This window comes from Nonomuraea sp. NPDC050153 (genome assembly GCF_044460125.1).
In the GTDB taxonomy this organism is placed as follows: domain Bacteria; phylum Actinomycetota; class Actinomycetes; order Streptosporangiales; family Streptosporangiaceae; genus Nonomuraea.
On the sequence record NZ_JBITJQ010000005.1, the window covers coordinates 166,650 to 189,319 of the forward strand.

General features: G+C 71.3%; 16 protein-coding genes. 9 read left to right on the forward strand and 7 right to left on the reverse strand.

Annotated features, from left to right (window positions below):
* Positions 1 to 21 precede the first annotated feature (21 nt).
* Positions 22 to 966, forward strand: coding sequence for a pirin family protein (locus ACIBQ1_RS15700; RefSeq protein WP_397277948.1), 945 nt, complete (start codon positions 22 to 24; stop codon positions 964 to 966).
* On the opposite strand, the gene ACIBQ1_RS15705 is transcribed toward ACIBQ1_RS15700, so the two are convergent.
* The 6 genes from ACIBQ1_RS15705 to ACIBQ1_RS15730 form a co-directional block, all read right to left on the reverse strand.
* Complete coding sequence (locus tag ACIBQ1_RS15705; protein WP_397277950.1) at positions 945 to 3,479, reverse strand: serine/threonine protein kinase; 2,535 nt, start codon at positions 3,477 to 3,479, stop codon at positions 945 to 947. The genes ACIBQ1_RS15700 and ACIBQ1_RS15705 overlap by 22 nt on opposite strands.
* A 95-nt stretch (positions 3,480 to 3,574) precedes the next feature.
* Entirely contained in the window at positions 3,575 to 4,528 is a 954-nt protein-coding gene (locus tag ACIBQ1_RS15710) for an ABC transporter permease (protein WP_397277952.1), read from the reverse strand.
* Positions 4,525 to 5,484 carry an ABC transporter permease gene (locus ACIBQ1_RS15715; RefSeq protein WP_357753812.1) on the reverse strand — a complete coding sequence of 320 codons (960 nt, stop codon included), beginning with the start codon at positions 5,482 to 5,484 and terminating at the stop codon, positions 4,525 to 4,527. Before ACIBQ1_RS15715 ends, ACIBQ1_RS15710 begins: the two co-directional genes overlap by 4 nt.
* Complete coding sequence (locus tag ACIBQ1_RS15720) at positions 5,477 to 7,915, reverse strand: ATP-binding cassette domain-containing protein (protein ID WP_397277954.1); 2,439 nt, start codon at positions 7,913 to 7,915, stop codon at positions 5,477 to 5,479. Before ACIBQ1_RS15720 ends, ACIBQ1_RS15715 begins: the two co-directional genes overlap by 8 nt.
* Position 7,916: 1 nt before the next feature.
* Positions 7,917 to 8,984 carry an ABC transporter substrate-binding protein gene (locus ACIBQ1_RS15725; protein ID WP_397277956.1) on the reverse strand — a complete coding sequence of 356 codons (1,068 nt, stop codon included), beginning with the start codon at positions 8,982 to 8,984 and terminating at the stop codon, positions 7,917 to 7,919.
* 464 nt (positions 8,985 to 9,448) lie between these two features.
* The gene (locus tag ACIBQ1_RS15730; RefSeq protein ID WP_397277958.1) at positions 9,449 to 11,977 is read right to left on the reverse strand and encodes a PA14 domain-containing protein; all 2,529 of its coding nucleotides are present in this window, start codon (positions 11,975 to 11,977) and stop codon (positions 9,449 to 9,451) included.
* Between the two features lie 163 nt (positions 11,978 to 12,140).
* Here ACIBQ1_RS15730 and ACIBQ1_RS15735 point away from each other — a divergent pair, with 163 nt between their 5' ends.
* Positions 12,141 to 12,941, forward strand: a complete 801-nt coding sequence (locus ACIBQ1_RS15735) for a DeoR/GlpR family DNA-binding transcription regulator (RefSeq protein ID WP_397277960.1) — start codon at positions 12,141 to 12,143, stop codon at positions 12,939 to 12,941.
* Between the two features lie 389 nt (positions 12,942 to 13,330).
* Complete coding sequence (locus ACIBQ1_RS15740; RefSeq protein ID WP_397277962.1) at positions 13,331 to 14,812, forward strand: sugar ABC transporter ATP-binding protein; 1,482 nt, start codon at positions 13,331 to 13,333, stop codon at positions 14,810 to 14,812.
* 161 nt (positions 14,813 to 14,973) lie between these two features.
* On the opposite strand, the gene ACIBQ1_RS15745 is transcribed toward ACIBQ1_RS15740, so the two are convergent.
* Complete coding sequence (locus ACIBQ1_RS15745; protein ID WP_397277964.1) at positions 14,974 to 15,966, reverse strand: 2-hydroxyacid dehydrogenase; 993 nt, start codon at positions 15,964 to 15,966, stop codon at positions 14,974 to 14,976.
* A gap of 445 nt (positions 15,967 to 16,411) precedes the next feature.
* Between ACIBQ1_RS15745 and ACIBQ1_RS15750 the strand changes: the two genes are divergently transcribed.
* Genes ACIBQ1_RS15750 through ACIBQ1_RS15775 form a run of 6 tightly spaced genes read left to right on the forward strand, consistent with a single transcriptional unit; the run spans position 16,412 to position 22,670 of the window.
* Entirely contained in the window at positions 16,412 to 17,971 is a 1,560-nt protein-coding gene (locus ACIBQ1_RS15750; protein WP_397277965.1) for an ABC transporter substrate-binding protein, read from the forward strand.
* Between the two features lie 12 nt (positions 17,972 to 17,983).
* Positions 17,984 to 18,913 carry an ABC transporter permease gene (locus tag ACIBQ1_RS15755; RefSeq protein ID WP_397277966.1) on the forward strand — a complete coding sequence of 310 codons (930 nt, stop codon included), beginning with the start codon at positions 17,984 to 17,986 and terminating at the stop codon, positions 18,911 to 18,913.
* Positions 18,910 to 19,920 (forward strand): ABC transporter permease, encoded by a 1,011-nt coding sequence (locus ACIBQ1_RS15760; protein WP_397277967.1) that lies wholly within the window; start codon positions 18,910 to 18,912, stop codon positions 19,918 to 19,920. The genes ACIBQ1_RS15755 and ACIBQ1_RS15760 overlap by 4 nt, the downstream gene beginning before the upstream one ends.
* Positions 19,917 to 20,951 (forward strand): ABC transporter ATP-binding protein, encoded by a 1,035-nt coding sequence (locus tag ACIBQ1_RS15765; protein WP_397277969.1) that lies wholly within the window; start codon positions 19,917 to 19,919, stop codon positions 20,949 to 20,951. Before ACIBQ1_RS15760 ends, ACIBQ1_RS15765 begins: the two co-directional genes overlap by 4 nt.
* Positions 20,944 to 21,957, forward strand: a complete 1,014-nt coding sequence (locus ACIBQ1_RS15770) for an ABC transporter ATP-binding protein (protein ID WP_397277971.1) — start codon at positions 20,944 to 20,946, stop codon at positions 21,955 to 21,957. Before ACIBQ1_RS15765 ends, ACIBQ1_RS15770 begins: the two co-directional genes overlap by 8 nt.
* The gene (locus ACIBQ1_RS15775) at positions 21,954 to 22,670 is read left to right on the forward strand and encodes a sulfite exporter TauE/SafE family protein (RefSeq protein ID WP_397277973.1); all 717 of its coding nucleotides are present in this window, start codon (positions 21,954 to 21,956) and stop codon (positions 22,668 to 22,670) included. The genes ACIBQ1_RS15770 and ACIBQ1_RS15775 overlap by 4 nt, the downstream gene beginning before the upstream one ends.

The window sequence follows — 22,670 nt, forward strand, 5'->3', positions numbered from 1 at the left end:
GCGGCCCCGTACAGTCGTGGAGTGAGCAACCTGGAGCTTGACCCGCCGGAGATCCGCTGCGGCGCCGACGCGGGCCCGGAAGCGGGCGGCGGCGGCGAGGTGCTGATGGGGCGCGAGGTGCCGCTGGGCGGGCCGCGCGCGATGCTGGTGAGCAGGACGCTGCCGGGCGTGCACCGGCGCATGATCGGCGCGTGGTGCTTCGTGGACGCCTACGGGCCCCAGCGCGCGACGATGCGGGTGCCGCCGCACCCGCACACCGGCCTGCAGACGGTGAGCTGGCTGGTCGAGGGCGAGGTGCTGCACCGCGACAGCCTGGGCACCCTCCAGGAGGTCCGCCCCGGCCAGCTGAACCTGATGACCGCCGGCCGCGGCATCTCCCACTCGGAGGAGTCGCCGGAGACGGTGCTCCACGGGGTGCAGCTGTGGGTGGCGCTGCCCGGCGAGCACCGGCACACCGGGCCGGCGTTCGAACACCATCCGGCGCTGCCCGTGCTCTCGGGGCCCGGCTTCGAGGCGATCGTCGTCATGGGGTCGCTCGGCGGGGTCGAGTCGCCCGCCACCGCGTTCAGCCCGCTGGTGGGGGCCCAGATCGCGGTGGACGGCACGTGCGAGGTGCCGCTCTCGCCCGGTTTCGAGCACGGCGTGCTGCTGCTGGACGGAGCGGTCGAGCAGCTGGAGGCGGGGCCGATGGTCTATCTGCCGCCGGGGCGGTCCGCGCTGCGGCTGTCGGGGCGCGGCCGGGTGCTGCTGATCGGCGGCGAGCCCTTCGCCGAGGAGATCGTCATGTGGTGGAACTTCGTCGGCCGCACCCACGACGAGATCGCCGCCTTCCGGAAGGACTGGATGGAGGGCGAGGGGTTCGGCGCCGTCGAGGGGTTCGACGGGGCGCCGCTCCCCGCGCCCGTCCTGCCCGCCGTCCAGCTGAAGCCGCGCGGGCGGGTGCGTCAGCCCTTCCGGACCGTGTAGACGACCTCGAGGTCCTCGCCCTTGGCCGGGACCTCGGCCAGCAGGCGCACCATCTTCCCGGTGAAGTCGATCACCTGGATCTGCTGCTTGTCGGCGGTGGCGTCCGGGCGTACCCAGCAGAGCAGGTGATCGTCGTCGAACCAGGCGGCCAGGCCGCCGCAGGCCGTCTCGATCCGCTTCACCTCGGCGCCGGTCCGGCTGTCGTACACGCAGTTGTTGCCGCTGCCCAGGCCCGGGCAGTTGGTGACGAAGAGCCTGCCCGACGGTGAGAACAGCTCGTCGGCGATGCCGGCGCCGACGTTCGGGATGCGGCGGACGCGCAGGCCGCCGGCGTCGAAGAAGCGCAGCGCCTGCTGCCCGGCCCCGATCGACATGGCGACCACGCCGGTGTCGGTGTCGTCGAAGCCGTACCTGATGTTCTTCAGCGAGCTCTCCCTGAGCGAGGCGACCGTGGCCTTCCTGGTGGTCACGTCCACGATGGCGAAGCCGGTCGACTGCCAGGTGTCCTTGACCGGGTTGCCGACGTTGAGCAGCACGCGGGTGCTGTCGCGGGACCAGCCCTGGATGTACGCGCTGAGCGGCTGCCGCGAGGTCTTGACCGAGAACCGCTCGCCCGTCGTCTTGTCGGTGATCTCCACGGCGTCGTAGTTGTCGACGAAGTTCTTGCCGCGCTTGGCGAGGTAGCGGCCGTCCGGGGAGAGCGTGGCCTCCCATTGGTCCTGATATTTCGTGAAGCCTCCCGTGAGGGAGTCGCGGGCGTGGTACACCCAGTTCTTGGACTTGGGGTCTTTCACCATGTAGGTCGTCAGCCTGACCGGATCGTCCGGGCTCTCGTAGACGGTGGCGTCGGTGTCGGGGAGCCGGACCGGGGTGAGGTTCGCGGTCGGGACCGGGGACGCGGTGGGGCTCGGGGACGCCGTGGCGGTGGCGGTGGCGGGTGTGGGGAACGCCTGCGGCTTGGGGGGCAGGTTGATGACGGTCACCACGACGATCGCGATGGCCGCCACCAGCGCCACGCCCGCGATGGCCCCGCCGATCAACCAGTTCCTCCGGTTGGACGGGGGCGGACCGCCGCCGTACGGGATGCCCCTGGGCGGCGTCCCCGGCTGCTGGAACGGGACGGGCGGCTCGAACCCCGGCCGCCCGCCGGGCGGGGGCGGCTGCTCACCACCCAACGGCCGGTACCGGCCCTGCGGCGGCGGAGGGTACGACGGGGGTGGATACGACGAGGGTGGGTACGGCGGCTGAGGATACGGTGCCTGGGGAGGCGGCGCCTGGGGATACGGCGGCTGCCCGGACCACCCCTGCGGCCCGGACCCACCGGCCCGGTCAGCCCCAGGCGCCCGCCACTGAGACCCCTCACCCGCTGAAGCCCCACCCCCCGACGGCCCCCCACCACCTCCTGAAGCCGCCCCACCCAGCGGCGTCGCACCACCCGACGGCGTCGCACCACCCGACGGCGTCGCACCACCCGACGGCGTCGCACCGCCCAGGGGCGACCCGCCACCCGCTGGAAGCGCACCGCCTACCGGCGACCCGCCACCTGGCGTCGGCGCGCTGCCGGGCGTAGGCGTGCCGCCCACCGGTGACGGGCCGCTCGCGGGAGGCGTGTGCCCCATCGGGGGCAGGCCCGGAGAGGGGCCGCCCGCCGGAGGGGAGCCGCCGATGGCGGCCGCGGCGCGGTGGAGGGCGTCCGGGTTCGAGGTCGGATGCTCCAGGAGGCGGTGGATCACCTGCTCGGCCGTCGGCCGTCGTCCGGGCTCCTTGGACAGGCAGGCCGCGACCAGTTCGCGCAGCGTACCCGTCAACCGCCCCAGATCCGGCTCGGCGTTGAGCACGCGCTGCACGGTCGCGGGCATGTTGTCGGCCGCGAACGGCCCCGCGCCGCCGGCCGCGAAGACGATGGTGCCCGCCCAGGCGAACATGTCGGCCGCCGGCCCCACGGGATCGCCGACGAGCTGCTCCGGCGCCAGGTACGCCGAATCGCCCACGGGCACGGTGGTGTCGCCGGCGGTCACGTCGAGCGCCGTGGCGATGCCGAACCCGATCACCCTGGGCCCCTCGCTGCCCAGCAGCACGTTGCCGGGGCTGAAGTCGCGGTGCACGATGCCGGCCTGGTGGATCGCGGCGAGGGCGGTGGCGGTGCCGATGGCCAGCCGGTGCAGCGCGGGCCCGGTGCGCGGCCCCTCCTCACGGACCGCGCGATCCAGCGCCAGGCCGTCCACGTACTCGCTGACGATGTACGGGCGCCCGTCGTGCACGCCGCTGTCCAGCACCTTCGCGGTGCAGAACGGCGCCACCCGCCGCGCCGCCGTCACCTCCCTGGCGAACCGCTCCGCCGCCGCCCCGTCACCCGCCAGCTCGGGCCGCAGCCATTTGACGGCCGCCTGCCTCCCCTGCTCGTCGACGCCCAGATAGACGACACCCTGAACGCCTTCTCCCAGCCGTCCCCGGATCTCGTAGCCTCCGAGACCGGAGGGATCTCCTGCTCTGAGTTCAGTTATCGGCGGCATGGGCGCATTATGAGCGGCGAATCTTGCAAACGGCTTACATCACTCGCGAGATTTCTCCCGATATGTGCACCACTCCCCGCCAGTGCGGGCCGCTGTCACGTCAGGCGCTGTGCCTTGCTCAGCAGCCGCTGCGCCACCACGACCAGCGCCAGGAACATCCCGCTCACCACCTGCTGGAACGCCGACGTCAGGCTCCCGACCTGGTTGATCAGGCTCTGGATGACCCCGAGCAGCAGCACCCCGGCCACGGTCCCGGTGATCCCGCCCGCCCCGCCGGTCAGCAGGGTGCCGCCGATCACCACGGCCGCGATGGCGTCCAGTTCGAGCCCGATGCCGAGGATCGTCACCCCGGAAGAGAGCCGGGCGGCGTTCAACGCCCCCGCCAGGCCCGCGAGGAGGGCGGACATGACGTACACGTAGACCTTCGTCCGTACGACCGGGACGCCCATGAAGGCCGCCGCCTGCTCGTTGCCGCCGATGGCGTAGACGTTCTGGCCGAAGCCGGTGCGCTGCAGCAGGACCATCGCCAGCAGGGTCAGGATGATCGTGATGTAGACGGGATACGACAGGCCGAGGAGCTCACCCTGGCCCAGAGCGGCGAAGGCCGGATTTTTCACGAGATAGGTGGTAGCGCCCTCGTTCGAGATCGCCAGCATCAGCCCGCGCACGCCGAGCAGCCCCGCCAGGGTCACGATGAACGGCGCCATCCCCGTACGCGCGATGACCAGGCCCTGGAGCAGGCCGACCACCCCGCACACCGCCAGGGGCAGCAGCAGCGCCACGATCGGCCCGTACTGCGACCCGTACGCGGCCAGCACGCCGCCGAGCACGAACAGCGACCCCACCGACAGATCGATCCCGCCGCTGATGATGACGAACGTCATCCCGATGGCGATGATCGCCAGGAAGGACGACGACACGACGACGCTGGCCGCGTTCTCCGGCGTGGCGAACGAGTCGAACGCCAGGCTGCCCACGATCACCAGCAGGCCGAGCACCATCATGGCGCCGTGCTGCTGGAGGATGCGGCTCACCTGTTCACGGTTCATCGGCGCTCCCGGGTGGCGTAGACGGCGGCGAGGATGATGACCGCCTGGACCATCTGGGTCCACGACTGCGGCAGGTTGTGCTTGATCAGGGTGGCCGAGAGCAGTTGCATGAGCAGCGCGCCCATGACCGTGCTCAGCACCCTGATGCGGCCGCCGGTCAGCGGGGTGCCGCCGACCACGACCGCCGTGATCGCCGACAGCTCGATGAACAGGCCGAGCGAGGTCGGGTCGCTGGCCTGCAACCGGGCCGTGGCCAGCACCCCGGCCAGGGCAGCCAGCAGCCCGGAGATCACGTAGACGGTCAGGAGCACGCGTTTGACCGGCAGGCCGGACAGCTCGCTGGCCGACCGGTTCCCGCCGATCGCCACCACCTGCCGCCCGAACGTGGTCCGCCGCACCACGAACAGCACGACCACCGTCAGCGCCGCCGCGATGAGCACGATGACCGGGATCCCGGCCACCGAACTGCTGCCGAGCGCGATCAGGTCCGGGTTGCGGAACTCGACGAGCTGCGGCACCAGGACGTTCGCCAGGCCGCGCACGCCGACCAGCAGCGCCAGGGTGGCCACGATCGGCTGCACTCCCACGTACGCCACCAGCGCCCCGCCCGCCGCCCCCACCACCGCGCCACCTACCACGGCCACGATCAGCGCGGGCAGCCAGCCGTACCCGAGGTAGAGCACGACCAGCGCGGCCGCCAGCGCCATCACCGAGCCGACCGACAGGTCGATGCCCTGGGTGCCGATCACCAGCGCCATCCCGAGCGAGACGATCACGATGGGGGTGACCTGGACGAGCTGGGTGCGGAAGTTCGCCGCGTCCAGGAAGTGCGGGGTGAACAGCACGTTGAACAGCAGCAGCGCCAAAACCGCCGCGTACACGCCGTAGTCCTGGACCCAGGCGAACACGCGCGGCTTGAGCACCGCGACGCGTCCCTGCACGGTGAGCTCAGCCATCGCCCCGCTCCTCGCCCATCTGCTCCTCGCCCGCCCGCCTCACACCCAGCCGCTCCCCGGCTTCCCCACCCGCAGTCGCCCGCCCCACCGCCGCCTCTTCGGCAACCACGTGCTCCACGGCCCCCTCACCCGTAACCCCCCGCCCCGCAGCCGCCTCTCCCGCAGTCGCCCGCTCCACCGCCGCCTCATCTGCGGCCGCGTGCTCTGCCGCCTCTTGATCCGCGAACGTCTGATCTCCGGCCGTTTGCTCCGCGATCGTCGCCATGATCCTCTCCTCGGTGACCTCGTCGCCCGCCAGCTCCCCGACGACCGCGCCCTCGCGCAGCACCAGGATCCTGTCGGCGCCCTCGACCAGCTCCTCCAGATCGGAGGAGATCAGCAGCACGCCCAGCCCTTCCCCGGCCAGCTCGTCGATCAGCGCCTGCACCTCGGCCTTCGCCCCGACGTCGATGCCCCGGGTGGGCTCGTCGAGCAGCAGCACCTTGGGACGCACGGCCAGCCAGCGGGCAAGCAGCACCTTCTGCTGATTGCCGCCGGACAGCTCGGACACCAGTTGATGCGGCGACGCGGCCTTGATCCTCAGCCTCCGCATGAAGATCTCGACCACCCGGTCGATCTTCGCATCGGACACCACGCCTGCCCTGCCCAGACTGGGAAGGGCGGCCAGCGCGATGTTCTCCCGTACCGAGAGGGTCGGGATGATGCCCTCGGCCTTGCGGTCCTCGGGCAGCAGGCTCACCCCCGCCCTGATCGCCGCTTTCGTCCCCCTTCTGAGGGGCCGGCCCGCCACCAGCACCTGGCCGCCGTCGAGCGGAAGCGCCCCGACGATGGCCTTCGCCGTCTCGGTCCTCCCCGCGCCCAGCAGTCCGCCCAGCCCGACGACCTCCCCGGGCGCGATGGCCACGTCCACGCCCTCGAGAACGTGACGCCGAGTGAGCCCCCGCGCCTCAACCACCGGCGCCCCCGCCCCATCGGCCGGGGTCGTTGCGTCGGACTCAATCGGCGCGCCGCCGTCGAACGCGGCAGCACTCCCCTGCCCGTCGCTGCCGGGCACGGCCGCAGCACCACTGCCCACCGCCACAGACGCATCACCGCCACCGGGTACGGCACTCGAAGCACCGCCATGCGCGCCGATGGAAGCGCCCCCGGCCGGAACACCCGCACGAGGGAGGGCGACGGCGGCATCACCGCCGTGCGTCGCGGCGCCACCAGGCACGGCAACGGTAGCGGCGCCTTCGGGCACGCCGGTAGGAGCGCCGCCGGACGTCACCGAGGCACTGGAACCGGGTGCTCCCGCAGGACCCGCCGACGCGGCAGCCCCCGCCGACGAAGAGGATCCCGCCGACGCCTCAGACCCCGGTAGCGCCACGGACCCTGGCGGCACTACACGCCCCGCCAACGCCCCAGATGCTGGCGGCACTGCAGATCCACCCAAAGTCGGAGGCCCCTCCGACGCCGCAGAGCGAGTCGACGGGGCTGAACCGGCCAACGCGACAGAGCCGGCAGACGGGACAGGGCCGGCAGACGACTCAAGCCCCGGCGACGCGGCAGACCCTTCCAGCGTTGCAGGCCCCTCCGGCGCCACAGAGCCCGCCGAGGTCGGGCCTCCCTCCAACCCCGCGGGGTGCGGTGAGGACGTCGCAAGGGTGGTGGCGCGGTGGCGGGTGCGGGAGAAGCGGGTGAGGCCGCCCGTACGGACCTCGTTCAGGTCACGACCGAGCATGAGCGAGATGAGCCGCAGCCGCTCCACCTCCGCGAGCGGCCCCGAGTGGGCGACGCGCCCGTCCCGTAACACCGTGACCTCATCGCACACCCGATACAGCTCGTCCAGCCGATGGCTGACGTACATGACGGCGATCCCCGCGGCCCGCAGCCGCCGGATCACCCCGAACAGCGTCTCCACCTCCCGCGGCTCCAGCGAGGATGTGGGCTCGTCCATGATGACCACTCGCGCGTCCACGGAGACCGCCCTGGCCAGGGCGACCATCTGCTGGGCCCCGACCCCGAGGGTGCGCAGCGGCCGGCGGACGTCGGTCGCGACCCCGTACCCGGCGAGAACGCGTTGCGCCTCCCCGTGCATCGCGGCCGCGTCGATCACCCCGAAGCGGCCGCGCGGCTCGCGGCCGAGCAGCAGGTTGCGGGCCACGCTCATCATCGGGACGAGGTTGACCTCCTGGTAGATGGTGGAGATCCCGGCGCGCTGCGCTTCCATGGGCGTCCCGAAGGCGGCGGGAGCGCCCCGGTAGCGCAGTTCGCCGCCGTCCGGCTGGTACACGCCGGTGAAGACCTTGATCAGTGTTGACTTGCCCGCGCCGTTCTCGCCGACGAGGGCGTGCACCTCGCCCGGGCGAAGGGCGAGGGACACGCCGTCGAGAGCGAGTACGCCGGGGAAGCGCTTGCTGACCACCCGGGCCTCGAGAACCGGTTCCAAGTCAGTACGCCTCACCGAGGGAGTCCTTGGCGTTGCCCGTGTCGTAGTCCCGGTCGGAGATGATCACCTTGTCCGGGATGGGCTGCCCGTCGAGGAACTTCTGGGCGGTCTCGAAGGCGAGCGGCCCGAAGCGGGGGTTCGACTCGATGACCGCGTGAAGCCAGCCGTCGGCGATGCCCTGGACGGCGCTGCGGGTGCCGTCCACCGACACGATCTTGATGTCGCCGGGTTCCTTGCCCGCGCCCTTCAGCGCGGTGACGGCGCCCAGTGCCATCTCGTCGTTCTCGGCGTAGATGCCGTTGATGTCCGGGTTGGACTGGATGAGCTGCTCGGTGACCTGCTGCCCCTTCTCGCGGGCGAACTCACCGGTCTGCTCGAACGAGATCGTGATCCCGGGCGCCTTCTCCTTGACGCGGTCCTTGAAGCCGTTCGTGCGCTCGGTGGTGACGTTGTTGCCGGGAGCGCCGAGCAGGATGGCGACCTTGCCCTTTCCGTTCAGCGCCTCGACCATACGGTCGGCGGCGCGCTTGCCCTGCTCGTAGAAGTCCGAGCCGATGAACGTCAGGTAGTCGCTGCACGCCTTGGCGTTGATCTTGCGGTCCACCGTGATGATCGGGATCTTCTTGGCGGCGGCCTGCTGGAGGACCGGCTCCCAGCCGTCGGAGTTCAGGGGCGCGATGACGAGGAGCCGTACGCCCTGCGCGATGAGCTGCTGGACGTCGGTGATCTGCTTGGAGAACTGGGACTGGGCGTTGGTGACCTTGAGGTTCGTGATGCCGAGCTTGGCGGCCTCGTCCTTGATCGACTTGGTCTCGGCGATGCGGAAGGGGTTGGCCTCCTTCTCCGACTGGGAGAAGCCGACCGTGGCCGTCTTGAGGTCGAACTTCGTGCCGCCGAACTGGTCGAGCGTGCACGTCGGCCCGGCCGAACCGGTGGGCGACTGCACGACCTGCTGCCCCGCCGTACTCGCGGTGGCGGGCACGCCCTGCGGCGCCTCGGCCTTGGCGCATGCGGCCGCGGTGAGGAGGACGGCCATTGCTAATGCGGCTGTCCGGATATGGGGGGTCATGGCGTTCCTTTCCTATCAGGCCCGGCGCCCGGGCCACAGGGCCCGGGCGACCGGCGTTCACCCGTGGTCGCCGTGCTCCGGCCTGCGGTTCAGGCGGGGTTCGGCACACGCGGTTCGAGCAGGAGCTGCGCGCCCGTCCACCGGGCGCGGTGTTCCACACGCCATGTTCCACACGCGATGTTTCAGGCGCGGTGTTTCAGGCGCGGTGTTCGTTTCAGTTTCAAAGGTGCGGTGTTTCAGGTGCAGCGTGCTTCGGACAGACCCAGGACCCGTCGGACCCAGGGCCCTGGACCCAGGACTCTGGACGCGGACCCCGGGACCCGGGACCCATCGGACGCGAGCGTCTTGGACGCGAGTGCCTTGGACGCGAGTGCCTCAGACGCGAGTGCCTTGGACGCGAGTGCCTTGGACGCGGGTGCCTTGGACGCGGGTTTCCAGGTGCCGAGTGCAAGCGCGTGTGCGTGTCAGGTGCAGGGTGGGTTGATGGCGCTCGTCAGGGCCGTGTTGGCGTCGTGTACGCGCTTCACGTCCGGCTTCGTGACGGCCCGGTCATACGTCATGAGCCCGTTCAGCTCGGTCTCCACGTCGGTGGTCTGGGTGTAGATCGCGGCGCTGAGCTGCTCGCAGGCGTGCAGCCGCTCAAGCTCCTTGACCATCCCGACGTACCGGGTGGTGAGGGCCTCCGGGTCGGGTTCGACCGCGTAGCCCCAGCCGCCGCCCGACCAGGTGTGGCCGATCAGCGGCAGGCCGAGCCCGCCGTACTCGCCGAGCACGTTCGCCCGCGTTCCCGATGGTTTGCCGGGGTTGCCGGGGCCCGGGTAGATGTGGAAGTCCTTGACGTCGCCGTTGCCGCCGTCGACCGCGCCGCAGCAGTTGATCCCGCTCATGTTGTTCACCAGGCGCGACGGGTCCCAGCTCTTGACCAGGTCGGCGATGCGAGCCTGGTCGTACTGGCCCCAGCCCTCGTTGAACGGCACCCACATGATGATCGACGGGCTGCTGCGGTGCTGGTCGACCAGTTCGCGCAGTTCGGCCTCGAACTGGGGTCTGTCATCCGTGCGGAACGCCGCCGGCATGTCCTGCCAGACCAGCAACCCGAGCTTGTCAGCGTGGTAGTACCAGCGGTCGGACTCGACCTTGACGTGCTTGCGGACGGCGTTGAAGCCGAGCGCCTTGGTCTGCTCCAGGTCGTACCGCAGTGCCTCGTCGGTCGGCGGGGTGTAGATGCCGTCGGGCCAGAAGCCCTGGTCGAGGGGGCCGAGCTGGAAGACGGGCTGCCCGTTGAGCAGGATGCGGTTGCCGGAGACCGCGATGGAGCGCATCCCGAAGTAGGACGTGACCCTGTCGTCCTTGAGTTTGACCTCCAGGTCGTACAGGTGCGGGTCGTCCGGGGTCCAGAGTTTGGGGTTCGGCACCGGGAGTCTGAGTTCGCGGCCCACGGGGCCGGTCACCTTGCCCACGACGCGGCGGCCGTCCCTGGCGATGACCGTGGCCTTGCCGCCGGTTCCCTGGACGGTCACGTAGAGCGCCTGGCCGCGCAGGTCGGGCACGGTGTCGACGCGCTCGATGCGTTCCTTGGCGACCGGCTCGATCCAGACGGTCTGCCAGATGCCGGAGTTCGCGGTGTACCAGATGCCGCTCGGGTCGAGCCGCTGCTTGCCGATGGCCTGGGTGCCGGCGTCGGTCGGGTCGTACACGCCGACGATCAGCTCCTGCGGGCCGCTGCGCCTGAGCGCGTCGGTCACGTCCACGGTGATCCGGCCGTAACCGCCCTTGTGGGTGGTGACCTGCTTGCCGTTCACGTACACCGTGGACTGCCAGTCCACCGCGTCGAGGTGCAGCAGCAGCCGCTCGCCGCGCCACGAGCGGGGCACGTCGAACGTCCTGCGGTACCACATGCGCTCCTCGTGCCGGCCGATGCCGGACAGCTGCGACTCCACCGGGTACGGCACGACGATGCGCTCGGGCAGGTCGCGGCCGACGGGCGCGGCCTCGTCCGCCTTGGCCGGGGCGAACTGCCACCTCCCGTTGAGGCTACGCCAGCGGTCCCGGACGAGCTGGGGCCGGGGGTACTCGGGCAGCGGGTTGGCCGGGTTGATGTCGTCAGACCACTTCGTCCGCAGGATGTAGGCGGAGCCGTTGGCGACGTAGGCGTACGGGAAGGCTTCGACGGCACTGCCGTCGGCGTAGGTGAGGCCGCCGGCGCCGTTGTAGGCGGCGCGGACGGTGCGGCCGGCCTTGGACGGGATCGGATATTTCAGCTTCAGTTCTACGGTTTGCGGATTTTTCAGGACTGCGGAGTTTGCGGGCCATTTGGTGCCCGCGACCGTGACGTCCAGCTTGCCGAGGGCGTCCGCCGGCAGCGCCCCCAGGGGCTTGGCGAACGTCAGCGTCGCGACGTCACCGGCCGCGTTCACCTTGGCGTCGGACGGACCGGGCGGTGCGAACCCCTCAGGCAGCGTGAACGCCTCCGCGGGCACGATCTGCTTCGGCTGGCTCGGGCTCTGCCAGCGCAGCCGCAGGTTCGCGCCGCCGAAGTGCTCGAAGTACTCGACCTTGAAGTCGTACTTCTTGCCCGCCTCCAGGGCGATCGGGGTGCCGGTCTGCTCCCGGTCCCAGTCGTCCACCCAGTGGTCGATGATCGGCTTGCCGTCCACCCAGAGTCGGAAGCCGTTGTCGCCGATGATGGAGAAGGTGTACGTCTCGGAGTGCTTGGGCTGGAGCTGACCCGTCCACCGTACGGAGACGTCGTCCTCCCTGCCGGCCAGCAGTTTGAACGTCGGATTCAGGTCTGTCAGCTCCAGGTTGGGGTCGACCACGCTGGCCTTCAGCTCGGCGAAGTCGAACCTCCCCGCCCCGGAGGCGAGGTAGTAGTCGCCGCGCAGCCCGTTCCGGGCGGCGGCGGCCTGGTCGGGAGCTGCGGCGGCGGGGAAAGACGGCTGCCATAACAGTGACATCAGTACGGCCAGCGGGAACGCGAGGCGCTTGCGCACGGGGGGGTCCTTTCGAAACGCGCCGATCAGGTTCGGACAGCTTTTGACCCTGACACGCACTCAAGTAAGCACCGGCGGACCGACCCGGTCAAGATTTCCGATCAAATTCGTTCTCATACGGTCAGAGGTGAACTCATCTTGGCCTGTCCACTATGATCGGGACGTGAGCGACACGCAGAGCGACGGACGCAGACCCGTGTTCGCCGCTGAACGCCGGCAGCGCATCCTGGAGCTGGTGCGCGCCAACGGCGCGGTGTCGCTGCGCGAGCTCGCCCAGGCCGTGCACTCCTCCGAGGTCACCGTCCGCCGCGACCTGCGCGCCCTGGAGTCGGAGGGCCTGCTCAACCGCCATCACGGCGGCGCCACCCTGCCGGGCGAGCTGTCGCGCGAGGCCGGATACACGCACAAGGTGTCACTCGAGTCCGCCGAGAAGGCCGCCATCGCCGACCTGGCCGCCGCCCTCGTCGAGGACGGCGACGCGATCGTGATCGGGCCCGGCACCACCACGCAGGAGTTCGCGCGCCGCCTGACCAGGCACGCCGAGCTGGCCGTGGTGACCAACTCCCTGCTGGTCGCGCAGGCGCTGGCCGGGTCGCCGCGGGTCGAGGTGATGCTCACGGGCGGCACGCTGCGCGGCTCGATCCTGGCCCTGGTGGGCAGCGCGGCCGAGCACTCGCTGGCGGGGCTGCGGGTGCGCCGGGCGTTCATCTCCGGCAACGGCCTGACCGCCGAGCGCGGGCTGTCGACGCCGAACGTGCAGGTGGCGGGCGTCGACCGGGCGCTGGCGGCGGCCGCGGAAGAGGTCGTGGTGCTGGCCGACCACACCAAGATCGGCGTCGACACGATGGTCCAGACGGTGCCACCGGACCGGATCGACCACCTGGTCACGGACGACGCGGCGCCCCGGGACGTACTCGACGACCTGAGCGCCCGCGGCGTCCGCCTCCACGTCGCCCAATTCTGACCCTCCCCTCCGCCCGGCCGAACGCCCAGGTACCGCCTGGGGATGGGGTCCGGTGGGCGAGATACGCGGGCGGAGGTGGCGCGGAGCGGGTGCGGCGGCCGGGTGCGAGCGGGCGGCGGGCACGGGGGCTCCGACCGACGGCAGGTGCGTAGGCGGGCAGCCCGGCCCGAACGGGCGAGCGCGGATGGGCGAGCGCGGATGGGCGAGCGCGGATGGGCGAGCGCGGATGGGCGAGCGCAGGCCGGGGACTATGCGCACGGCCATGGACGGCGGACGACCACGGACGACACGGGCGGGAGTTGCGCTCGATTCTGATCGAATGTGACAAGGTCGTTACGATAACGTTTCCTTCCTCGACCACGATCGAGGCGGAGGCAACCGTGCTACAGGTGGCAGGCGTTCTCAAGACGTTCCAGGGGGTCACCGCCCTCGACCACGTCACCCTGTCCGTGCGCCCCGGCGAGGTGCACGCGCTGATCGGCGGCAACGGGGCGGGCAAGTCGACCCTGGTGAAGGTGCTCTCCGGGGTCCACCAGCCGGACGCGGGCGAGCTGCGCCTCGCGGGCGGACCGGTCAGGTTCGGCAGTCCGGCTGACGCCGAGCGGGCGGGAATCGCCACCGTCCACCAGGAGACGAACCTCGTGCCGACCATGAGCGTCGCCCGCAACCTGCTGCTCGGCAGGGAGCCCAGGGGTCGGTTCGGGCTGATCGACTCCGCGGCCGTGCACGCGCGGGCCGAGCGGGTGCTGGCCGCGTACGGGCTGGAGGTGGACGTGCGCCGGCCGCTCGGGGCGCTGGGCGAGGGCGCGCGCCAGCTCGTCGCGCTGGCCAGGGCCGCCTCGGCGGACGCGCGGGTGGTCATCATGGACGAGCCCACGTCGGCGCTGGCGCACGCCGAGCTGGAGACGCTGTTCGGAGCCGTGCGGCGGCTGCGCGAGGAGGGCCGGTCGGTCGTGTACGTCACGCACCGGCTGGAGGAGCTGTACGGGATCTGCGACCGGGTCACGGTGCTGCGCGAGGGGCGGGTCGTGCACACGGGACCGCTGGCCGGGCTCGACCGGTTGCGACTGGTCTCGCTCATGCTGGGGCGGCCGTTCCATCCCGTGGAGCCCGCCACCCACGCCGGCGAGCCGGCCGAGCCCGCGGATCTGCCCGTGCTGGAGGCCAAGGGCCTGACCCGTCACCACGTGCTGGACGGGGTGTCGCTGGCGATGCGGGCGGGCGAGGTGATCGGCCTGGGTGGGCTGCTCGGCGCGGGGCGCAGCGAGACGGCCCGGGCCATCGCGGGCGTGCTGCCGGTGGACGCGGGCCAGGTGACGGTGGCGGGGGCGCGTTCGCGCAAGTGGTCGATCAGGAACGCCATCCGCGCCGGCGTCGGCCTGGTGCCGGAGAACCGGAAGACCGAGGGCATCGTGCCCACGCTGTCGGTGCGCGACAACATCGCGCTGGCGGCCCTGCCCCGGCTGTCGCGGGCCGGGATCGTGTCGGACGCCCGGGTGGACAGCATCGTGGCGACGTTCATGAAGCGGCTGGGGATCAAGGCCGTCTCACCTCGCCAGCCGGCCGGGGAGCTGTCGGGCGGGAACCAGCAGAAGGTGCTGCTGGCGCGCTGGCTGGCCATGCAACCGAAGGTGCTGCTGCTGGACGAGCCGACCCGGGGCGTGGACGTGGCGACGAAGGTGGAGATGCAGGCGCTGCTGGACGAGCTGGCGGTGGACGGCCTGGCGATCCTGCTGATCTCGTCGGACGTGAGCGAGCTGGTGGAGAACTGCGACAGCGTGGTCGTGCTGCGCGACGGCTCGATCACGGACCAGCTGGTCGGCCCCGAGGTCACGGAGGACCGCCTGCTGGCGGCCCTCGCCAAGGACTAAAGGCCGCGTTTCAACCGCCTCACCGCGACCTGACGCCCTGAAGCCCGACCTGACGCCCTCTCAAGCCCGGCCGACCACCCTCAAACCGAGCCGACCACCCTCAAGCCCGGCCGACGCCGGAGGTGGGGCCGGAGGCCGTCCGGCCCCACGGCCCTACCGTCTCATCGCGCGGTCTCGGGGACCGGGGTGAGGAGAGTGCCGTCCTTCAGGAAGCGATCGAGGTTGCGCAGGGTCAGCTCCTCCATCGCCGCGCGGGTCTCCACCGTGCCGCTGCCGACGTGCGGCAGCAGCACGACGTTGTCGAGCGAGAGCAGCGCCTCCGGGACCCGAGGCTCGGCGGCGAAGACATCCAGGCCGGCGCCGGCGAGACCGCCCGAGGTGAGCAGCTCGACCAGGGCCGCCTCGTCCACCACGCTGCCGCGGGCCACGTTGACCAGATAGCCGTCGGGGCCCAGTGCCTCCAGCACCTCACGGGAGACGAGCCCGTTCGAGTGGGCGCCGCCCGAGGCGGTCACCACCAGGATGTCGCAGGCCCGCGCCAGCTCGACCGGCGTGCTCGCGTAGGCATAGGAGACGCCGTCGCGCGGATTCCGGTTGTGGTAGGAGATCTCGACGTCGAACCCCTCCAGGCGGCGCGCCACGGCGAGGCCGATGCGGCCGAGGCCGGCGATGCCGACGCGCTTGCCCGTCACCTTGCGGGTCAGCGGGAAGGGCGCCGAGTCCCACGCGCCGCGGCGGACGAACCGGTCGGCGGCCGAGATGCCGCGCAGGACGTCGATCACCAGGCCCACGGCGAGGTCGGCGACGCAGTCGGTCAGCACGTCGGGCGTGTTGGAGACCAGGATGCCGCGCCCGCGGGCCGCCATGACGTCGGTGGTGTCGTAGCCCACCCCGAAGTTGACGACCGCCCGCAGGGCGGGCAGCGCCTTCATCAGGTCGGCGCCCACCCCGGTCCTGCCGGAGGTCACCGCCACGGTGACGCCGGCGCCGTGCCGGTCGAGAAACTCGTCCCGTTCGGGTCGCTCGGGCAGCGTGAGCGCGCCGTACTCCGCGGCGAGGGTGCGCGCCAGGGACTCCTTCAGCGGTCCCACCTGGAGCACCGCGCCGGTGGGGAGGGAAGCGGGGGTGGTCGTCATCTCGATGGCCTTTCGCATGCCGCCCGGCGCTGGGGCGCCGGCTGCCGGGGGTCGAATGTCCAGTCTGACCGTGTCCCGGTCGTGCGCGCGCCCGCGGCCCCATGGGGCCGCGGCCGGCGCAGGTGCTCCTCGATCTCACCGGGCGAGAACCGGGTCATGTCACGCTCCTGCGTTCGTCACGGGTGTCTGCAGGCTAGGTTCGGCCTGCGATACCTGTCCAAGTGTCAAAATGCATCGCGCGATACTTTTGCGGCATCCAAGAGCGAGCTGCAGCGGCGCACGCCAAGGGCGGTGCCGCTCGCGCTCGACGCAGGAGCCCGTTGTTTCGGTGGGGTCAACGCTCTTGACGGGCTCGTTTCACACTCCTACGTTATGTCCACACCGCTAGACCGTGTCTTCATATGTGGACGTCTTCCGAGAAGACATGGGGCGGACCTAGGGCGTTCGCCGCTTTGGAGGTAATGTGTCCGCTTCACTCCCGCAGCCGCCGGCCGTCCGGCCTGCCATCGTCGCCGCGGCCGCGCTGGGCGTGATCGCCCTCGTCGGTTCGTGCTCCGTCGCCAACACCCAACCCCCGGCCGCCAAATCGTCCGCGTTGCGCGTCGTCCTCCCCCAGGAGCCGCCCACACTCGAACCGTGCGAGTCGTCCCTGACCTCCACCGGCGTCGTCGTACGTTCCAACATCACCGAGCCGCTCCTCGAGCGCGACCCGTCGACCGGTGAGCTGTCCCCGCTGCTCGCGACGGAGTGGAAGCGCACCTCGGACACCGAGTGGACCTTCACCCTCCGGCAGGGGGTGACCTTCCAGGACGGCGCCCCCTTAACCGCCCAGGACGCCGCGTTCTCCATCGACCGCGCCGTCAACTCCAAGCTGGGCTGCAACGTCGACGGCTACGTGTTCGGCGACGACCCGCTCACGGTCAAGGCCGTGGACGACAAGACGCTGACCGTGGCGAGCAAGGAGCCCGACCCCATCCTCCCGCTGCGGCTGTCGTTCATCGAGATCGTCCCCAAGTCGACCAGCACCACGGAGAAGGTACGGCAACCGGTCGGCACGGGGCCGTACAAGATCGACAAGTGGGACGCCGGGCTGAAGCTGACGCTCGGCCGCAACCAGAAGTACTGGGGCAAGGCGCCCTCGTTCCAGACCGTCGAGTACCAGTGGCGCGACGAGGGCACCGTGCGGGCGGCCATGGTCACCAGCGGCGAGGCCGACCTCGCGCTGGGCATCGGCCCGACCGACGGCGCGGGCGACCTCGGCGTCACCTACCCCAACAACGAGACGACCGCGCTGCGGCTCACCGGGGAGGAGGCGCCGCTGAACGACATCCGCGTACGCCAGGCGATCAACTACGCGCTCGACAAGGACTCCCTGACCAAGTCGCTGCTCAACGGAGTCGGCACACCGGCCGGGCAACTCGTGCCCCCGGGCGTGGTCGGGCACGACAAGGGGATCCAGCCCTGGCCTTACGACCTGGCCAAGGCCAAGAGCCTCGTCGCGGAGGCCAAGGCCGACGGCGTGCCCGTCGACAAGGAGATCCTGCTGCTGGCGCGCAACGCGCAGTTCCCCCGGGTCTCCGAGACCGCGGAGGTCCTCCAGGAGCAGCTCACCCAGGCCGGGCTGAAGGTCAAGCTCCGCATGGTGGACACCTCCACCCACCTGCAGTACCAGCTCCGTCCCTTCGTCAAGGACGCCGGGCCGGTCGCGGTGCTGGTGATGCACGGCAACCAGGCCGGTGACGCCGCCTTCACCGTCGGGCAGTACATGGGCACCGAGGGCGCGCAGAGCGTGATGGGCGACAAGACCCTCGACAAGATGATCGACGAGGCCAACGGCAAGCAGGGCCAGGAACGCCAGGACGCCTTCGCCGAGGTGCTGCGCTACCAGAACGACAAGGTCGTGCAGTTCGCCCACATTGCCCACATGCGTGGAATCATCGCGCTATCCCGCAAGGTGGCGTACACGCCGAACGCCGCCACCAGCGACGAGATGCGCCTGGCCGACATCAAGCCCGCCGGCTGAGAGAGACAGCGCGTGTTCACCTTCCTACGGCGCAGAACGACATCGAGCGTCATCCCGCTCATCGTCGTCATGCTCGGAGTGTTCTGCCTGGCACGGCTCACCGGTGATCCGGCGAGCCTGTACCTCCCGCTGAACGCGACCGAGCAGATGCGCGCGGACTTCACCGCCGCCCACGGGCTGGACAAGCCGATCCTGGCCCAGATGGCCGACTATTTCGGGGGGATCCTCCACCTCGACTTCGGCCAGTCCCTGCGGACCGGGGAGCCGGCGCTCAACATGGCACTGCGCGCCTTCCCCGCCACGCTGCAGCTCGCCGCGGCGACGATGACGCTCGCGATCCTCGGCGCCGTGGTGGTGGGCAGCTGGGCCGCCTTCAAGCCGAACGGTCTGGCCGACCGGGTCTCCGGCTTCCTGTCGATGATCGCGGCCAGCGTGCCCGACTTCTGGCTCGCGGTCACCGGCGTGTGGATCTTCGCGGTGTCCCTGGGGTGGCTGCCGACCTCGGGCGTCGAGGGCGGCGGCACCGTCTGGATCCTGCCGATCGCCACGCTGCTGGTACGTCCCTTCGGCGTGCTGGTACAGGTGGTCAGGGGGGCGATGGTGTCGGCGCTGTCGTCCCCGTACGTCAGGCTGGCCCGCAGCAAGGGCGCCGACGACTACCGCGTCGTCACCCATCACGCGCTGCGCAACGCCGCCGCGCCGGCCCTGACCGTCGCCGGCGACCTGGCCGTCGGCCTGGTCAACGGCGCGGTCGTGGTCGAGACCATCTTCGGCTGGCCCGGCATCGGCAAGCTCATGATCGACTCGATCCTGCAGCGCGACTTCGCGGTGCTGCAGGCGGCCGTGCTCGTCACCGCGCTGACGATCTTCCTGCTCAACATCCTCATCGACCTGTGCTACGCGCTGCTCGACGCGCGTGTCCGGCACACCGTGCAGGCATGACGACCGGAGACCCGATGTCCACCATGACGCATCCCGAGCAGGAGACGCCGCCGGCCACGGCCGGGAAGTCCGGGCGGGCCGGCAGGAGCCCCGGAATGTCGCGCCTGCTGCTGCGCGACTCCGTGGCGACCGGCGCGGCCGTCGTGCTGATCCTCGTCGCCCTGACCGGCGTCCTCGGCCCGTGGCTCGTCGGAGACCTGGCCACCAAGCAGAACCTGCCGCTCGCCGGCACGGCGCCGTTCGCGGGCGGGGACGGCTGGGCGTACGTCCTCGGCACCGACTCCCTGGGCCGCAGCATGCTCGCCCGGCTCGTCGTCGCCGCGCGCACCACGCTGTCGGTGGCCGTCCCGGCCGTGCTGATCTCCCTGGTCGTGGGCTCGATCTGGGGGATGTGGGCGGGCTACCACCGCGGCTGGCGGGAGACGCTGTCCATGCGGATCGCGGACATCATCCTGAGCTTCCCCTCGCTGCTGCTCGCGGTGGTCGTCCTCTATGTCTTCTCGCCCAGCGCGGCCAACATCGTCGCCGTCCTGGCCGTCGCGCGCATCCCCGTCTACCTGCGGACGGCGCGGGCCGAGGCCGCCGAACTGCGCAGCAGGCTGTACGTCGACGCCGCGCGCACCTTCGGCACCCGCAGCGGGGCCATCATCCGCCGCCATGTGGTGCCCTCGGTGCTGCCGACCCTGCTGACCGTCGCCACCATGGACTTCTGCTTCGTGATGCTCGCGGAGTCCTCCTTGAGCTTCCTCGGCATCGGGATCCAGCCGCCCGAGGTGAGCTGGGGGCTGATGGTGGCGCAGGGCCGCGAGTACCTGCACACGGCGTGGTGGGTGTCGTTCCTGCCGGGCCTCGCCATCGTGATCACCACGATCTCCGCGACCATGCTGGCCTCGTGGTTCCGCATCGCCACCGACCCGGGGCAGCGCTGGCGGCTCGCGCTGCCCCGGCGCCGACGCCCGCGCGGCCTGGGCGCGACGGTTCCCGTGACGCCGGAGGAGACCCGATGATCAGGCTCAAGGCCACCGCGAAGGCGGCGACGGCACAACGTACGGACCCGCCGGGCGGTGCGGCCCTGGAGGTGCGCGACCTCACCGTGGAGATCATGACCCACTCGGGTCCGGTCGTCGCGGTGGACGGCGTGAGCTTCGACGCCCGCTCCGGGCAGACGATCGCCCTGCTCGGCGAGTCGGGGTGCGGCAAGAGCATGACCGCCCAGGCCGTCGTCGGGCTGCTCGACCCGGTCGCGTCCGTCACCGGCGGGCAGATCAGGCTGGGGGGCGCCGACACCCGTACGATGAGCCGGGCCGAGCGGCGCAAGCTGGCCGGTCCGGAGCTGTCGATCGTGTTCCAGGACGCCCTGACCGCGCTCAACCCGGTCTACACCGTGGGCACCCAGCTCGCCGAGCCGTTCCGCATCCACCGGCGCATGTCCGCCAAGGAAGCGAGGGGCAAGGCGATCGAGCTGATGCGGCGGGTCGGCATCCCCGAGCCGGAGACGCGGGTGGACGCCCATCCGCACCAGTTCTCCGGTGGGATGCGCCAGCGCCTGCTCATCGCCATGGCCGTGGCCCTGAGCCCGCGCGTGCTGCTGGTGGACGAGCCCACGACCGCGCTGGACGTCACCGTGCAGGCGCAGATCATGGAGCTGCTGCGCGGGCTGCGCGCCGAGCACAGCATGGCGGTCGTCCTGATCACGCACGACCTGGCCCTGGTGTCCGAGCAGGCCGACCAGGTGGCGGTGATGTACGCCGGCAGCATCGTCGAGCAGGGGCCGGTGGCCGAGGTGTTCTCCGCGCCCCGCCACCCCTACACGCGCGGGCTGCTGGACTCGGTCCCCGTGCACGCCGAACGCGGCACCACGCTCAGCTCCATCCCCGGCACCCCGCCGGACCTGCACTCGATCCCCTCCGGCTGCGTGTTCCAGGCTCGCTGCCCGATGGTCCGCGACCTGTGCCGCACCACCCGGCCCGCCCTGGCCGCCACCGGCGAGGGACGGGCGGCCGCATGCCACTTCTCCGAGGAACTGAGCAATGGCTGATCCGCTTCTGGAAGTCTCCGGGCTGTCGAAGTCCTTCCGCGTCGCCAAGGGCGGCTCCGGCCACGGCCGCCTGCGCGCGCTCGACGGCATCGACCTGACGCTGGGCCGGGGCGAGACGCTCGGCCTGGTCGGCGAGTCCGGCTGCGGCAAGTCCACCCTCGCCCGTACGCTGCTGATGCTGGAGCGCCCGGACGAGGGCTCGGTCCGCTTCGGCGGGGTCGACCCGTTCGGGCTGCGGGGCAAGGAGCTGCTGGCCTGGCGGCGCCGGGTCCAGCTCGTGTTCCAGGACCCCTTCGCCTCGCTGAACCCGCGCATGACGGCCGCCCAGATCATCGCCGAGCCGTGGGGCACGCACAAGGACCTGTACCCGACCGCCCGCGACCGCGAGGCCCGCGTACGGGAGCTGCTGGACATGGTCGGGCTCCGCCCGGGCGACGCCGGGCGGCATCCCCAGGAGTTCTCCGGCGGCCAGCGCCAGCGCATCGGCATCGCCCGCGCCCTCGCGCTCAACCCCGACCTGGTCATCTGCGACGAGCCTGTCTCCGCGCTGGACCTGTCGGTGCAGGCCCAGGTGCTCAACCTGCTCAACGACCTGCAACGGCAGCTCGGCGTGTCGTACGTGTTCATCTCCCACGACCTGTCGGTGGTGCGGCACGTCGCCGACCGGGTCGCGGTGATGTACCTCGGCAGGATCGTCGAATCGGGCGCGACCGCCGACGTGTTCGACCGGCCCGCCCATCCGTACACCGCCGCCCTGATGTCGGCGGCCCCGGTGCTCGACGTCTCCGGCGAGCACGCTGGCAAGCGCATCCTCCTGGAAGGCGAGATCCCCTCCCCGCTCGACCCGCCGTCAGGATGCCGGTTCCGCACCCGCTGCTGGAAGGCGCAGGACACCTGCGCCGAGGACGTACCGCCGGCTCGCGCCGCCGGCGGGCCGGGCCACCTGGCCGCCTGCCACTTCCCCCTGGAGCCCGCGAGCACCGACCGGGCCGCCGTCACCTCGTGAGTGGCGCCGGATTCACGATCATCGCGGTCTCGATCGTGCTCGCCGCCTGCGTGCAGGCGTCGATCGGGTTCGGCATGGGCATGCTGGCGGCCCCGGTGATCGCGCTGATCGACCCCACCCTGCTCCCGGGCACGATCGTGATGCTGGCGGCCCTGATCACCCTCATGGTCGTGGTCCGCGAGCGCAAACATCTCGACCTGCGCGGCACGTGGTGGGCGCTGGCCGGTCGGCTACCGGGCACCGCCGCGGGCGCGGCGCTCGTCGCGTGGCTGCCGCCGCGGGCCCTGGCCGTGCTGGTGGCGGTCGTGGTCCTGGGCGGTGTGGCGATGGCCGCGACCGGCTGGGCGCCCAGTCCTCGCCCGTTCACGCTGGTGTCGGCCGGGACGATCTCCGGCCTGATGGGCACGGCGACGTCCATCGGCGGCCCGCCCATGGCGCTGGTCTGGCAGGGGCTGTCCGGGCCTCGGCTGCGCGGCACGATGAGCGCGTTCTTCCTCACCGGGTCGGTGCTGTCGATCCTGGCGCTCACCGTGAGCGGCGCCATCGACGGCACCACGCTGGGCAGGACGCTGCTGCTGCTCCCCGCTGTGGCGGCCGGCTACGGGCTGTCGCGGCTGGCCAACCGGTGGCTCGACCCGGGCCGGTTGCGCACGGCGGCGATCGTGGTGTCGGTGCTGGGCGCCCTGGTGCTGCTGGTGGCCCAGCTCGGCTGA